Consider the following 13,734-nt stretch of genomic DNA (forward strand, 5'->3'; position numbering starts at 1 on the left):
ATGATCGACGACACTCAGCCGAAGACCGGCATCCTCTACGGCCTCGGTGTCGGACCGGGTGATCCCGAACTTCTCACCCTGAAGGCCCATCGCATCCTGACCTCGTCCCCGGTCGTCGCGTATCCGAAGCCCGATACGGGGGAGAGCTTCGCGCGCGCCATCGTCGCCGGATTCCTGAAGCCCGAGCAAATGGAGATCGCCATCGAGGTCCCGATGCGCGTCGAGCGTTTTCCGGCAGCGGAGATCTATGATGGTGCGGCGACGAAGATCGCCGCGTGCCTCGGTGAGGGGAAGGATGTTGCAATCCTTTGCGAGGGAGACCCGTTCTTCTACGGCTCCTTCATGTACCTCTTCGAGCGTCTAGCCGGGTGCTTCGAGACGATCGTGGTGCCTGGCGTTTCCTCGGTGATGGCCGCAAGCGCTGCGTCGGCGCGCCCGCTTGCCGCGCGGAACGACCGGCTGACCGTCATTCCCGGCCCGCTGGGCGATGACGAACTGATCGCGCGGATCGAGAGCGCGGAGGCCTTCGCCATCATGAAGCTCGGCCGCCATTTTGCGCGGATTCGGAAGGTGATCGATCGCATGGATCTTACGGACCGGTGCCGCTATTGCGAACGCGTGTCGCTGCCGGAAGAAGTTGTCCTGCCGCTCGTCGAAGCGCCCGAGACCGCGCCCTATTTCTCGATGATTCTCGGTTATCGCGGCTCTGAGCCGGCGATCGTCAACGCTGCGATGCGGGCATACGAACAGGCTCGCGAAGCCCCGGACCCCAGCGTCTCCTTCAACCCGTGGAGGGGACAATGAGCGCATCGAGCCATTCGAACACGAGACCGGCGGTCGTCATCCTGTCGGACACCGCGAAGGACCTTGCGAGGACAATTGCCGAGGCGCTCGGTGGAGACGTTCACGGGACAACGCGGCGCGTTTCAGAACCTGCGGTTCCTTTTGATAATGCCGGCGATCACCTCCGTTCGCTCTTCCTGTCCGGCACCCCGATTGTCGCCGTCATGGCCGCCGGCGCCCTGATCCGCCTACTCGCGCCCGTTCTGTCGGACAAGATGTCCGAGCCGCCGGTGTTGAGCGTTGCGGAGGACGGAACGAGCGTCGTTCCGCTGCTTGGCGGGCATCACGGCGCGAACACGCTGGCCCGGACCATCGCACGCAGCACGAGAGGCCATGCGGCGATCACCACGGCGGGCGACCTTGCCTTCGGCATCGCGCTCGATGCGCCGCCGGAAGGCTATGTCTTGGAGAACCCGGCGGACGCCAAGGCGATCATGGCAGGCCTTCTGGCCGGGGCGTCGGTGACCATCGACGGCGAGGCGGACTGGCTTCGCGGCGCAAGGCTTCCGGTCTCTGACGAGGCCGAGTTCGCGCTGACGGTGACCAATGCCGACCGGCACGCGCGCGCGAATGAACTGCTCTACAGGCGCAAGACCGTCGTTCTCGGCATGGGTTCGGAGCGCGGCGCGCCCGCCGATGAGGCGATCGCGCTTGCCGAGCGCGCGCTTGCGGAGGCCGGCCTCAGCCCGCTGTCTCTGGCGGCGGTCGCCAGCGTCGACCTGAAAGCGGACGAAGCGGCGATCCACGCGGTGGCCGAACACTTTGGCGTGCCGGCCCGCTTTTTCACGGCCGATCGTCTGGAGGCTGAAAGCGAACGGCTTCAAAACCCGTCGGATATCGTTTTTGCCGAAATCGGCTGCCACGGTGTCGCCGAAGGCGTAGCGCTGGCCGGAACCGGTTCTGACAGCCGTCTGGTCCTGCCGAAAATAAAGTCGAGGCGCGTGACGGCGGCGCTCGGGGAGGCGGCTTCGCCGGTCGACCCGGACATGATCGGCCGGGCGCGCGGCACACTTTTCGTGGTCGGCATCGGGCCCGGTCAAACCGAATGGCGTTCGCCGGAGGTGAACCGCATGATCGCGGCCTCCACCGATCTCGTCGGCTATTCGCTCTATCTCGATATTCTCGGCCCACTTGCTGCTGACAAGACGCGCCACGACTTCGACCTCGGCGCAGAGGAGAAGCGCGTTCGTCACGCGATGGAGCTGGCAGGCGAGGGCAAGACGGTCTCGCTGGTCTGTTCCGGTGACGCGGGCATTTATGCCATGGCGACGCTGGTCTTCGAACTTCTCGACAAGGGTGATCTTTCCGATGGCGCGCGCCGTATCGCGGTTCAGTGTTCGCCCGGAATTTCCGCGCTTCAGGCCGCAGCCGCCCGCGCGGGCGCGCCGCTCGGCCACGATTTCTGCACGATCTCCCTCTCCGATCTGCTGACGCCCTGGGAGGATATCCAGCGCCGTGTGAAGGCTGCAGCGGAGGGCGATTTCGTCATTGCCTTTTACAATCCAGTGTCGAAGAAGCGTCGCACCCAGCTCGCCTATGCGCGCGACGAACTTCTCAAGCATCGTCCTGCCGATACGCCTGTAATCCTCGGCACCAATCTCGGTCGTCCCCAGGAGGCGATCCGGATCGTGCCGCTCTCAGAGCTTCAGGTCGATGATGTGGACATGCTCACGGTCGTTCTCGTCGGCTCGTCCAACACCAAGCTCGTGCGGACCGGCGACGGCAGGAGCTGGGTCTACACGCCGCGAGGCTACGCCCGAAAGGACGGAAGCCGGATTGTGACCAAGGCCTTATGAGGATGACAGTATGACAGTCCATTTCATCGGGGCCGGACCGGGTGCGCCGGACCTCATAACCGTGCGCGGCCTGCGGCTCATCGAAGCCTGTCCCGTCTGCCTCTATGCCGGCTCGCTGGTACCGAAAGAGGTGGTCGAGGCTGCGCCGAAGGATGCTCGCGTTCTCGATACGGCCCCCATGACCCTCGACGAGATCATCGCCGAGATGGAAGCAGCCCACGCGGACGGTCTCGATGTCGCGCGGGTGCATTCCGGCGACCCGTCGCTCTATGGCGCGACGGCCGAGCAGATGCGCCGGCTCGATGCCGCAGGCATTCCCTATGATGTGACGCCGGGTGTGCCGGCCTTCGCGGCGGCTGCGGCGGCTCTGAAGACCGAACTCACCGTGCCCGAGGTCTGTCAGACAGTCATCCTCACCCGCACGGCGATGAAGTCCTCGTCCATGCCCGAGGGGGAAGAACTGTCCACTCTCGCAAAGAGCGGCGCAACCCTCGCCATCCATCTGTCCATTCGGAATATCCCGCACATCCAGCGCGAGCTCATGCCGCTCGAAGCCTATGGCGCGGACTGCCCGGCGATCATCGCCTATCGGGTCGGCTGGCCGGACGAGACCTTCATCCGCGCGCCCCTTGGCGAGCTGCATCGCAAGGCCCGGGACGCGAAGCTCACCCGCACGGCGCTGATCTTCGTCGGCCGGGCGCTTGGCGCGAAGGATTTCATCGACTCCAAGCTCTACGACGGAAATCAGGTCCATCTCCTGCGCCCCAAGCGCAAGACGGTTGCCTGACGCGGCTTCATGAGCGGGCTTCTCATCGCCGCGCCGGCCTCGGGTGCCGGCAAGACCACCATCACGCTGGCGCTTCTTGCCGCGTTGAAGGCACGCGGCGTGAGGCTGGCTTCCGCAAAAGCCGGTCCCGACTATATCGATCCCGCCTTCCACTCGGCTGCCGCCGGGCGTCAAAGCGTCAATCTCGACCCCTGGGCCATGCGACCGGCGTTTCTTCGGTCTTTGGCGGCGGAAATCTCCAAGGGGGCGGATGCTTTCGTAGTCGAGGCGATGATGGGGCTCTTCGACGGCGCCGCGGACGGCGGCGGCTCTGCGGCCGATCTCGCCGAGCATCTCGAACTGAATACCGTTCTCGTCGTCGATTGCGCCAAGCAGAGCCATTCGGTCGCGGCCCTTGTTTCGGGCTTCGCGAATTATCGACCCTCGACACGCATCAAGGGTCTCATCCTCAATCGCGTCGGCTCCCCGCGGCATGAGACCTTGCTGAAAGAGGCGCTCGGGCCGCTCGAAATTCCGGTCCTTGCAACGATCCCTCGTTGCCAGGAGCTTGCACTGCCGGAACGCCATCTGGGCCTTGTTCAGGCCGGAGAACACGCCGATCTTGTGGAGTTTCTGGACCGGGCCGCCGCCATCTTCATAGAGCATGCGGACCTCGAAGCCTTGAGCGATCTCGCGCTTCCGGTCTCCGGCGAACCCTCGCCGCAACCAGCCCGATTGCCGCCACTCGGCCAGCGAATCGCCATTGCACGCGATGACGCCTTTGCTTTCATCTACCCGCATCTCCTGGACGGCTGGCGAGCAGCCGGTGCCGAACTCTCCTTCTTCTCGCCGCTTCAGGACGAGGCACCGGACGAGACCTGTGACGCGATCTACCTGCCCGGCGGTTATCCTGAACTCCATGCTGGCAGACTCGCAGCAGCAGCCCGCTTCAAATTCGGTGTCATGGACACGACCTTGCGCGGCGCGACGGTCTACGGCGAATGCGGAGGCTATATGACCCTTGGAGAAGGGCTTATCGATGCTGGCGGTCACCGCCATGAGATGCTTGGCCTACTTCCGCTCGTCACGAGCTTTGAAACGCGCAAGCTTCATCTCGGCTATCGCAGGGCAAATCCCCTTACGAATGAACCCTTCGCGGGGCCAATGACGGCCCACGAATTTCACTATGCGACGATTGTCGAACAGGGTGACGGCCCGGCACTCTTCGAAGCGCAGGATGCGCGCGGCGATCAGCTTGGGGTCTGCGGCCAGATCGCAGGCAATGTTTGCGGCTCTTTCCTGCATCTCATCGATCTGGCGGCGTCATGACAGGTGCAAAGCCTCTTCCCATGGTCCATGGCGGCAATCTCGACGCCGCGATCGCCCGCTTTGGTGGAACCCGCGCTGATTGGCTCGATCTTTCGACGGGCATCAATCCGGCTCCCCCGGTTCTTCCGGCAATGGAGCCTGCCGACTGGTCGCGCCTACCGGAGGAAGTCGCGGAGCACAGTCTGATCGAGGCGGCACGGGCCTTCTACGGCGCGCGGCAAGAGGCTGGCATTGTCATCGCCCCCGGAACGCAAATCCTCATATCGCTTCTGCCCTTCGTGCTCGATCGCGGGCCGGTCGCCATCCTTGCGCCCACCTATTCGGAACATGCTGAGGCCTTCGGGGCCGCCGGCCATGATGTCCGTCGTTTCGGTGATGTCTCCGAGATTCCCGCCGAAGCGCGCCTTGCGGTGCTGGTCAATCCGAACAATCCGGATGGCCGGCGCTTCGAGCCCGATGTGCTGCTGAGGCTGGCAGATCGGTTTGCGGAGAAGGGCGGCCTGCTCATCGTTGACGAAGCCTTCGCCGATACCGAGCCTGAAATCTCGCTTGCGACCCATATCGGCCGCGAGGGACTTTTGGTCTATCGCTCATTCGGCAAATTTACAGGGTTCGCGGGCCTTCGGCTGGGTTTTGCCCTGGCCACCCCTCGTCTTGCGCAACAACTCGCCACCCGGCTCGGCCCATGGGCGATTTCGACGCCGGCGCTGACGCTTGGCGAGACCATTTTGACCGATGGTGCGATGCTCTATCAGCTGAGGCGCGACATCGCCGCTCAGTCCGAGCGCCTTGGCCGCATTCTGGCTGGCATGGGCCTCGCCATTGTCGGGGAAACCGCGCTCTTCAAAACGGTTAGTCATCCCCATGCGCCGCGCCTGCACCAGGCGCTGTGCGAACGGCACATCCTGACACGCGCCTTCGACTACGCGCCCACCTGGTTGCGCTTCGGAAATCCGAGGGACGATGCAGCAGGAGAGCGTTTGGAAAAAGCTCTTGGCGAAAGTCTTGCCGAGATCGGCCCGTCACCGGGTGACGTATCTGCCGAGCCGGGATAGAACCCGACCCGATCTTAGTCCACCGCACCCGGCGCCAGCCTTTTCATATCCGCCTTCAGGAGCCCCATGTCCGCTTCCGGCCTTCCCTTCGATGATATCCGCGAACTCGTCGCCAATCTGCCCGCCGCCGATCGCAAGGCGATCCGAGCGAAGCGGGACCGCGAGGCGCAGCTGACCAAGCCGCAGGGCTCCCTCGGCCGGTTGGAGGAGCTGTCGGAATGGGTGGCTGCCTGGCGCGGTTCGCCAACCATTCTTCGTCCCGTCGTCACCGTCTTTGCGGGCACGCATGGCGTCACCAAGCAGGGCGTTTCACCCTATCCCTCGGAGGTCACCCAGCAGATGGTGACCAATTTCGCCTCGGGTGGCGCGGCGATCAACCAGATCTGCGCAGCCTATGATCTGGGGCTCAAGGTCTTCGATCTGGCCCTTGATTATCCGACGGGCGATATCAGCGTCGAAGCGGCGATGGACGAAAAGACCTGCGCTGCGACCGTCGCCTATGGAATGGAGGCGCTGGCCGGCGAGCCCGATCTCATCTGCCTTGGCGAAATGGGGATCGGGAACACGACGGTCGCAGCAGCTGTCTATTGCGCGCTTTTCGGCGGCGATCCGGCCGATTGGGTCGGGCCGGGCACGGGGATGGACGAGGCCGGCCTGAAACGTAAGGCGGAAGTTGTCGCCCGTGCCATGGACACCCATCAGGGCCACCTGAAGGACCCGCTGGAAGTGCTTCGCCGCGTCGGCGGCCGGGAATTCGCCGCCATGGTCGGCGCGATTCTCGCCGCACGCACCCAGCGCGTTCCGGTGATTATCGATGGCTTCGTCGCAACGGCCGCAGCGGCCGTCCTGCACAAGATGGAGCCCTCGGCTCTCGACCATTGCCTTTTCGCGCACGTTTCCGCCGAGCCGGGACATATCAAGGCCCTCGGCATGATGGACAAGGTGCCGCTTCTGGCGCTTGGAATGCGTCTGGGTGAGGGGACAGGTGCGGCGCTTGCCGCCGGCATGGTCAAGGCCGCGTGTCAGTGCCATACGGGCATGGCCACCTTCGAGCAGGCGGCCGTTTCCAACAAGGCCGGCTCGTGACACGTCAGCGCGATCTTGTTTTCAGCCGACCTGCTGATTCAGCCATGAGATGAAGCCGCGCACCGCCGGTTCCCTCATCGCTTTGGTTTCGTGGAAGGTCTCGTGTCGCGCGCCCTCGACGATCGTCAGGGTAACTTTGCTCAGGCCCTGGCTTTCAAGCCGGGCCTTCAGCCAGGACAGCGCTTTGCCGCCTTCCGTCGCCGGGTCCTCGGAACCGCCGAGAAGATGGATCGGCAGGCCTTTCGGCAAGCGGGCGATCGCCTCCTTGCTTCCGCCCATACGGACCATCGCGACCACGTCCTCCATCATCGAGACGGTCGGCGTAAACCCGCATAAAGGGTCCTCGGCGAAAGCGTCGACCGCGTCTGGATCGTGGGACAGCCAGTCCTGATCCCTGCGCCGGTTCTTGATGGATTTTTCCCAGGGCTCAAAGACAAGACGCCGGGAGAGCATGCTCGCGACATCCGAGCCCTTGAAGAACTTCTCAATGCCAAGGCCGAAGAGGCCGGCCTTTGTTTGCCAGCCGCCCCGAAGGTCCGAGTTCCAGACGGCGAGACCGGCGAGCCCATCGCCATGGCGCTGCGCAAAGTTCATCGCGACGAGCCCGCCCATGGAATGCCCGAACACGAAGATCGGAACGTCTGGATATGTGCCGCGGGCGTAATCCAGAACGTAGCGACAATCGCGCAGAACCGCATCCATTCCATCGTGTCGGGCGAAACGCCTAAACGGTGCGTCCCGCGCTGTCGTCGAGCCATGCCCGCGATGATCGTGCGCGAACACTGCAAAGCCTTCTACCGCAAGTGCTTCAGCAAAGGCTCGATAGCGCCCCGCATGCTCCGCCAGCCCGTGAAACACGAGAATAACGGCGCGCGGCTCTGTTGGCACAGTGCGATAGAGGTTAAGGGAAGCACCTGTCGGACTGTCGATCGTCAGGCTGTCGGATTCGATCATGGCGTCATGGGATTGCGCCATCACAGTTTCGGTTCACGCCCAGAGAAACGCCACTTTTCCAATCGTCTCGCCTCCAAAAATCTCGGTCCCCTGGGCCATGTCGGAGCCGCCGAGCGCCCGATAGAACATGATTGCCCGTTCGTTCTCTGCAAGCGTCCAGACCGCGCATCCCTTGCCGCATTCGCTCGCCAGCTGGTGACGCGCGGCTGCAAAGAGCCTGCGTCCAAGACCGACGCCTTGGAAGTTCGGATCGAGATAAAGTTCGTAAATCTCACCGTTCGCGGGCAGCGCGTGCGTCCGGTTGCGCCCAAAGGTCGCGTAACCGACGATACAGCCACCGAATCGGCAGACGAGAACGCGCGTCCCGGAATTGATCAGGCGCCCCCACCAGAGCGAATCGCGGCGTGCGATCATCGCGTTGAGGCTGCGAAAAGGGATGATGCCCGTATAAGCGTGACGCCACGACGCGCTGTGAACCCGTTGGAGACAAGCTGCGTCGATTTCCTCCGCATACCGGATATCGGTGATCGTTGTCGTCATCGCAGCTCTCGGACCAACGTACCGGGCCGTCGCGCTCCGGTTTGCAGATTTTCTTGGGCGGCTGATATCGTAGCGCCGGATGAGCCGGCTGTCAGCCCTTTATAGGACCGAGTGATCAAGGTTCGTCGTCGAACGCACCACCTCCACGGTCTTGGACTTTAGTCGAAATATCCGGTCGTCCGACATGGGAAAACAGTGGGATCAATGGATAGAGGCCGCTCATACGCAGGATAGCGCACTAAAAACCGCTGGTCTCTCCCCGGAATAAATACTTAAGGCATCTTTACTGATCGGGTCATCCTTATGCTAAAGACTGAGAAGTGTGAATGGGAGGAGTTTCACATGAGTAACTCGAATTCGTCGGCGAGCTCGCAGAGCCGCAACGCCGACGCATACTGGAAAGCCAATGTTCGCCTGATGACCGGCTGCCTGATCGTCTGGGCACTGGTGTCTTTCGGATTTGCGATCCTGCTGCGGCCGCTGGTCAGCAGCATCGGCGTCGGCGGAACCGATCTCGGTTTCTGGTTCGCCCAGCAAGGATCGATTCTCGTCTTTATCTTTCTGATCTTTTTCTATGCGTGGAGGATGAAAGCCCTCGATCGCAAGTTTGATGTCGACGAGCAGTAATCGGGAGAGGGAGGACACCACCTGATGGATCAATATTATCTCAATCTGATTTTTGTCGGCGCGACCTTCGCGTTGTATATCGGCATCGCCTTCTGGGCGCGTGCCGGCTCGACCGACGATTTCTATGCCGCGAACCGCGGCGTTCATCCCGTCACGAACGGCATGGCGACGGCTGCGGACTGGATGTCGGCCGCATCGTTCATCTCGATGGCGGGCCTCATCGCCTTCAACGGCTACGACGCTTCGGCCTATCTGATGGGCTGGACCGGCGGCTACGTGCTGCTCGCGCTTCTGCTTGCGCCCTATCTTCGCAAGTTCGGTTCGTTCACGGTTCCCGAGTTCATCGGTGATCGTTTCTATTCGAAGTCGGCCCGCCTGATCGGCGTTCTCTGCCTGATCGTTGCTTCGGTCACCTACGTGATCGGCCAGATGACGGGCGTCGGCGTCGCGTTCTCCCGCTTCCTCGAAGTGTCGAACACGACCGGTCTTCTGATCGGTGCGGCGGTGGTGTTCTTCTACGCCGTTCTCGGCGGCATGAAGGGCGTCACCTACACGCAGGTCGCCCAGTACATCGTGTTGATTTCGGCCTTCACGATCCCCGCGATCTTCATTTCGCTTCAGCTGACCGGCAACTTCCTGCCGCCGCTCGGCCTGTTCTCGGATTTCAAGGCGTCCGGACAGCCGCTGCTTGCAACGCTCAACACCGTTCTCGGTGATCTGGGCTTTGCCAGCTACACCGCACAACAGGATACGGATCTCAACCTCTTCCTGTTTACCCTGACGCTGATGATCGGCACGGCGGGTCTGCCCCACGTTATCATCCGCTTCTTCACCGTTCCGAAAGTGTCCGACGCTCGTTATTCGGCAGGCTGGGCACTGGTGTTCATCGCGCTCCTCTACCTCACGGCCCCGGCCGTCGGTGCCATGGCGCGCCTCAACATTATCGATACGGTGTACCCGAACGGTGTTGGCGAGCAGTCGCTCGCCTATGACGATCGCCCGGAATGGATCAAGAACTGGGAACTCACGAACCTGATCACGTTCGACGACAAGAACGGTGACGGCAAGATCCAGATCTACAACGACAAAAACCCGGACTTCCAAAGCCGGGCGCAGGAACTGGGCTGGAACGGCAACGAGCTGGACGTCAACAACGACATTCTGGTCCTCGCCAATCCCGAGATCGCCGGCCTTCCCGGCTGGGTGATCGCTCTCGTCGCTGCCGGTGGTCTTGCCGCCGCGCTCTCGACGGCAGCAGGCCTTCTGCTCGCGATCGCCGGCTCCGTGTCGCACGATCTCGTCAAGGGCGCGCTCGCTCCGAACATCTCGGAAAAGGGCGAGCTGATGACGGCCCGCATCGCCATGGCCATCGCAATCGCCGTCGCCACCTATCTCGGCCTCAATCCTCCGGGATTTGCCGCGCAGACGGTGGCACTCGCCTTCGGCATCGCTGCCGCCTCGATCTTCCCGGTTCTGATGATGGGCGTCTTCTCCAAGACGATCAACAACACCGGTGCGGTCGCAGGCATGCTGGTCGGCCTCATTACGACAGTTGTCTATATCTTCCTGCACAAGGGATGGTTCTTCGTTCCCGACACGAACAGCTTCACGGATGCCAATCCGCTGTTCCTGTCCGTGAAATCCACCTCTTTCGGTGCGATCGGCGCGCTGTTCAACTTCGCCACGGCCATCATCGTGTCGAAGATGACCGCAAGCCCGCCGCAGCGCATCCAGGAAATGGTCGAGTCGCTTCGCGTTCCGCGCGGTGCGTCGACTGCGACAGGACACTGAAGCAGGAAGACCTTACCGCTCTTTGAGAAAGACGGCCCGCCCCTGAAAGGCGGGCCGTTTTCTTGTTGACCCGGCGCGTGCGACGCGCTCCAACCGCGTTTTAAGCGGCAGCCTGCAAGGGCAGCGCCGAATCTGCACCAAACCTTTGGAACGTCAGCGAATTCATGGCCCTGGAACTCTTCGCCGCGATCGCGCTCGCCCTCAGCGTCGGCGGCATCGTCTATTTCCTGCGCAAGATATCCGGCGGACGCCTGCCGAAGACGACGATCCCGCTCTTCGCGGCGCTCGCTCTTGTCGGGTTCGCGGTCTGGGGCGATTACAGCTGGGCGTCCCGCACGGCTTCGGCCCTGCCGGACCGGCTCGTCGTCGTCGACGAGATAAGCCAGTCCAATCTCTGGCGGCCCTGGAGTTTCATTTTCCCGGTTTCGGAGCGATTCGTTGCCGCTGATATCGGCGGCGCACAGCGAAACGAGAACGATCCCGGCAAGGTGCGTGTGGAGCTTTATTATATGGAGCGCCGGGTACCTGCCCGGCGTCAGACCGTCGTGATCGATTGCAGCGCGAAAGCGGCAGCGCCCGACGCAGGCGACAATGCCACCCAGCTGAGAGACCGTGTCTGCGCTGCGGTCGCGATGCCGGAGACCGCGCCTTCCGCCGGATGACGGGAAACCCGGCTGAATAGGCCGGGGACGGTATCGAAGCTCTCGTGAAGGCTATCCGGCCGAAAGCACCGTCAGCCAGCCGCTTAACGTGAAGACGGCCAGGATCGTCGACAGAAGGATGGTCGTTGCCGCCAGCTTTTCTCCGGTCCCGAAATAGGCAGCAAAGAGGTAGGCGTTGACGCCTGCCGGTGCGGCGGCGGTCAGGACCGCTCCTTTCAGCCAGAGATCGGTCAGACCGAGTTCGGTGCCGATCAGCCAGACCAGCCCCGGCTGCACGATCAACGAAATGAGGGCGATCACGGAGGCGGAAAGGATGTCGCCTTTCAGCCCATAGCGCGTCAGGGACATACCGAGCGCGAACAGCGCAACCGGTCCTGCCGTGGAGGCGATCAGCTGGGTGATCTCGTCGAAATGACCGCCGAGCGGCAGCCCGGTCGCGCGCCAGAGAAGACCGCAGGCAATGCCGATGACGATCGAATTGGTCGCCAGATTGCGGCCGGTCCGGCGAAAAATGGCGCCAAGGGTCGGGCGTTTCCTGACGCCATCGGCCTCTTTCGCGTCGAGCTGAATGGCCCGTTCCACCATCAGCGTCGAAGCGATCATCATCACCGGCAGATGGATCGCGATGATGAGCAGGAGCGGCTCCAGCCCCCGGTCTCCATAGGCGCGTTGCAACGTCGGCAGGGCGACGAAGACGGTGTTGGCGAAGCTTGCGGAGATGCCGGCGATGACGCCGGTGCGGTGATCGGCTTTCGCGATCCAGCGGACGGCGAGCGTGCCCATGGTCCAGGCCAAAGAGACGCTGCCGAAATAGGCGAGCCAGAGAAAGCCGGGATTGGCATCGCCGAACGAGGCTTGCGACAGGGAGCGAAAAAGCAGCACCGGCACCGCAACGACGAAGACGAATTTCGCCAGTGCCTGCCCGACATCCTCCGACAGGAGTTTCGCCCGAGCGACCAGATAGCCGACGGTGATCAGGCCGAACACGGGTACGATGATGTCGAAGATCGTCTGCATGATGTCCTTGCGCGAAGCGCTTCCCCTTCGCGGTAGACCTTCGCAGATGCGAAATCAATTGACGCAGCGTCCGCAGGTCGAGGCGGACGCTGCTGCGCTTTGCATCACATTCGACCGAAAGCGGATCGCGCGATCAGATCGACAGGCAGATCTTCCCGAAATGCGCGCCGGCTTCCTGATGCCGGAAGGCGTCCGCGATGTCGGCGAGCGGGAAGGTCTTATCGATCACAGGCCGAATTCCGGTCGTCTCCATCGCCCGCACCATATCAGCCTGCATGGCCCGCGAGCCGACGATGAGGCCCTGCAGCCGCTGTTGCTTCGCCATCATTTTCGCCGTCGGGATTTCGCCGGAACGACCCGTGAGAACACCGATCAGGGCCATGTGACCGGCGATGCGGCAGGCCTCGATGGATTGGTTGAGTGTCGCTGGACCGCCGACCTCCACCACGTGATCGGCGCCGCGACCGCCGGTCATTTCGCGGATGGTACGGCCCCAGTCTGCATCGTTCTTGTAGTTCACCGTGGCATGGGCGCCCATCTCTTCCAGCCGGTCTCGCTTTTCGTCGGATGACGAAGTTCCAAAGACCCGCGCACCCATGGCTCGCGCAATTTGCAGCGCCCAGATGGAAACGCCGCCGGTGCCGAGAATCAGAACATCGTCGCCGGCCTTCAGCCCGCCCTCGACGACGAGCGCCCGCCAGGCGGTGAGCCCGGCCGTCGTGATCGTCGCGGCTTCTTCATGCGACCATCCCTCAGGCGCTTTCGTGAAGGCGGTCGCAGGAAGCGTCACGGCTTCGCGGGCATAGCCGTCGACACCGTCGCCCGGCGTCGTCGTGAAATCGCCGATCGGGGCAGGGCCTTCGAGCCAGAAGGGGAAGAAGGTCGAGACCACATGGTCGCCGGGTTTGAATTCGGCATCGGCACCGGCCGCTTCCACGACACCGGCTCCGTCGGACATCGGAATGCGGCCATCGACCGGGTTCATGGCCCCGGATACGACGCCGTAATCGTGGAAATTAAGGGATGAGGCATGGAGGCGGACACGAACCTCGCCAGGCCCCGGCTCGCGCGCTTCCTCGATATCGTGAAGGGCAAGGCGGTTCAGGCCGCCCGGTGCGGTGATACGGATGGCTTTCATCGGGAGATTCCTTGTTCGATGGTTTTTTAGCGAGGCGGCGGAGACCGGAAGCGGGTCGGCGATGACGACCAGAAGGCCGGCATAAAGCCTTGGTAAGTGGAAATATCGTGCCGGCAATCGCCCTGCGCTT

13 protein-coding genes are annotated in these 13,734 nt (G+C 62.9%); 9 read left to right on the top strand and 4 right to left on the bottom strand.

Annotated features, from left to right (window positions below; all coding sequences use genetic code 11):
* From cobI to cobT, 6 genes are all read left to right on the top strand, one after another.
* Nucleotides 1–804, top strand: coding sequence for a precorrin-2 C(20)-methyltransferase (gene cobI, locus ABDX79_RS07615; protein ID WP_346219677.1), 804 nt, complete (start codon nt 1–3; stop codon nt 802–804).
* Complete coding sequence (cobJ, locus tag ABDX79_RS07620) at nt 801–2,639, top strand: precorrin-3B C(17)-methyltransferase (RefSeq protein WP_346219678.1); 1,839 nt, start codon at nt 801–803, stop codon at nt 2,637–2,639. Before cobI ends, cobJ begins: the two co-directional genes overlap by 4 nt.
* Nucleotides 2,640–2,649: 10 nt before the next feature.
* On the top strand, nt 2,650–3,426 hold the full coding sequence (gene cobM, locus ABDX79_RS07625; RefSeq protein ID WP_346219679.1) for a precorrin-4 C(11)-methyltransferase: 777 nt from the start codon (nt 2,650–2,652) through the stop codon (nt 3,424–3,426).
* 9 nt (nt 3,427–3,435) lie between these two features.
* Nucleotides 3,436–4,734: a cobyrinate a,c-diamide synthase gene (locus tag ABDX79_RS07630; protein WP_346219680.1), complete on the top strand. Its 1,299-nt coding sequence runs from the start codon at nt 3,436–3,438 to the stop codon at nt 4,732–4,734.
* The gene (gene cobD / locus ABDX79_RS07635) at nt 4,731–5,789 is read left to right on the top strand and encodes a threonine-phosphate decarboxylase CobD (protein ID WP_346219681.1); all 1,059 of its coding nucleotides are present in this window, start codon (nt 4,731–4,733) and stop codon (nt 5,787–5,789) included. Before ABDX79_RS07630 ends, cobD begins: the two co-directional genes overlap by 4 nt.
* Before the next feature lie 66 nt (nt 5,790–5,855).
* Entirely contained in the window at nt 5,856–6,875 is a 1,020-nt protein-coding gene (cobT, locus tag ABDX79_RS07640; RefSeq protein WP_346219682.1) for a nicotinate-nucleotide--dimethylbenzimidazole phosphoribosyltransferase, read from the top strand.
* Nucleotides 6,876–6,896: 21 nt separating this feature from the next.
* Here the strand turns inward: cobT and ABDX79_RS07645 are convergent, their stop codons facing one another.
* Together ABDX79_RS07645 and ABDX79_RS07650 are read right to left on the bottom strand one after the other, a co-directional pair.
* Nucleotides 6,897–7,850 carry an alpha/beta hydrolase gene (locus ABDX79_RS07645; protein WP_346219683.1) on the bottom strand — a complete coding sequence of 318 codons (954 nt, stop codon included), beginning with the start codon at nt 7,848–7,850 and terminating at the stop codon, nt 6,897–6,899.
* A 12-nt stretch (nt 7,851–7,862) separates the two neighbouring features.
* Nucleotides 7,863–8,369, bottom strand: coding sequence for a GNAT family N-acetyltransferase (locus tag ABDX79_RS07650; protein WP_346219684.1), 507 nt, complete (start codon nt 8,367–8,369; stop codon nt 7,863–7,865).
* Nucleotides 8,370–8,711: 342 nt separating this feature from the next.
* Between ABDX79_RS07650 and ABDX79_RS07655 the strand changes: the two genes are divergently transcribed.
* The 3 genes from ABDX79_RS07655 to ABDX79_RS07665 all read left to right on the top strand — a co-directional run bounded on the left by ABDX79_RS07655 (nt 8,712) and on the right by ABDX79_RS07665 (nt 11,449).
* Nucleotides 8,712–8,996: a DUF4212 domain-containing protein gene (locus tag ABDX79_RS07655; protein ID WP_346219685.1), complete on the top strand. Its 285-nt coding sequence runs from the start codon at nt 8,712–8,714 to the stop codon at nt 8,994–8,996.
* A 24-nt stretch (nt 8,997–9,020) separates the two neighbouring features.
* On the top strand, nt 9,021–10,787 hold the full coding sequence (locus tag ABDX79_RS07660; RefSeq protein ID WP_346219686.1) for a sodium:solute symporter family protein: 1,767 nt from the start codon (nt 9,021–9,023) through the stop codon (nt 10,785–10,787).
* A gap of 164 nt (nt 10,788–10,951) precedes the next feature.
* Nucleotides 10,952–11,449, top strand: a complete 498-nt coding sequence (locus ABDX79_RS07665; protein WP_346219687.1) for a hypothetical protein — start codon at nt 10,952–10,954, stop codon at nt 11,447–11,449.
* Nucleotides 11,450–11,500: 51 nt separating this feature from the next.
* Here ABDX79_RS07665 and ABDX79_RS07670 read toward each other — a convergent pair whose 3' ends face one another.
* Both ABDX79_RS07670 and ABDX79_RS07675 read right to left on the bottom strand, forming a co-directional pair.
* Entirely contained in the window at nt 11,501–12,466 is a 966-nt protein-coding gene (locus ABDX79_RS07670) for an AEC family transporter (RefSeq protein ID WP_346219688.1), read from the bottom strand.
* Nucleotides 12,467–12,599: 133 nt separating this feature from the next.
* The gene (locus ABDX79_RS07675) at nt 12,600–13,604 is read right to left on the bottom strand and encodes a zinc-dependent alcohol dehydrogenase family protein (RefSeq protein ID WP_346219689.1); all 1,005 of its coding nucleotides are present in this window, start codon (nt 13,602–13,604) and stop codon (nt 12,600–12,602) included.
* Between the last annotated feature and the right edge of the window lie 130 nt (nt 13,605–13,734).

It is taken from the genome of Fulvimarina fulva (assembly GCF_039652615.1).
In the GTDB taxonomy this organism is placed as follows: domain Bacteria; phylum Pseudomonadota; class Alphaproteobacteria; order Rhizobiales; family Rhizobiaceae; genus Fulvimarina.

What these genes read in the sequence shown, in the direction of transcription:
- cobT (WP_346219682.1), top strand. Translation starts at nt 5,856, where the DNA reads ATGTCCGCTTCCGGCCTTCCCTTCGATGATATCCGCGAACTCGTCGCC.
- ABDX79_RS07670 (WP_346219688.1), bottom strand. Translation starts at nt 12,466, where the DNA reads ATGCAGACGATCTTCGACATCATCGTACCCGTGTTCGGCCTGATCACC.
- ABDX79_RS07655 (WP_346219685.1), top strand. Translation starts at nt 8,712, where the DNA reads ATGAGTAACTCGAATTCGTCGGCGAGCTCGCAGAGCCGCAACGCCGAC.
- cobI (WP_346219677.1), top strand. Translation starts at nt 1, where the DNA reads ATGATCGACGACACTCAGCCGAAGACCGGCATCCTCTACGGCCTCGGT.
- ABDX79_RS07630 (WP_346219680.1), top strand. Translation starts at nt 3,436, where the DNA reads ATGAGCGGGCTTCTCATCGCCGCGCCGGCCTCGGGTGCCGGCAAGACC.
- ABDX79_RS07675 (WP_346219689.1), bottom strand. Translation starts at nt 13,604, where the DNA reads ATGAAAGCCATCCGTATCACCGCACCGGGCGGCCTGAACCGCCTTGCC.
- cobJ (WP_346219678.1), top strand. Translation starts at nt 801, where the DNA reads ATGAGCGCATCGAGCCATTCGAACACGAGACCGGCGGTCGTCATCCTG.
- cobD (WP_346219681.1), top strand. Translation starts at nt 4,731, where the DNA reads ATGACAGGTGCAAAGCCTCTTCCCATGGTCCATGGCGGCAATCTCGAC.
- ABDX79_RS07665 (WP_346219687.1), top strand. Translation starts at nt 10,952, where the DNA reads ATGGCCCTGGAACTCTTCGCCGCGATCGCGCTCGCCCTCAGCGTCGGC.
- cobM (WP_346219679.1), top strand. Translation starts at nt 2,650, where the DNA reads ATGACAGTCCATTTCATCGGGGCCGGACCGGGTGCGCCGGACCTCATA.
- ABDX79_RS07645 (WP_346219683.1), bottom strand. Translation starts at nt 7,850, where the DNA reads ATGGCGCAATCCCATGACGCCATGATCGAATCCGACAGCCTGACGATC.
- ABDX79_RS07650 (WP_346219684.1), bottom strand. Translation starts at nt 8,369, where the DNA reads ATGACGACAACGATCACCGATATCCGGTATGCGGAGGAAATCGACGCA.
- ABDX79_RS07660 (WP_346219686.1), top strand. Translation starts at nt 9,021, where the DNA reads ATGGATCAATATTATCTCAATCTGATTTTTGTCGGCGCGACCTTCGCG.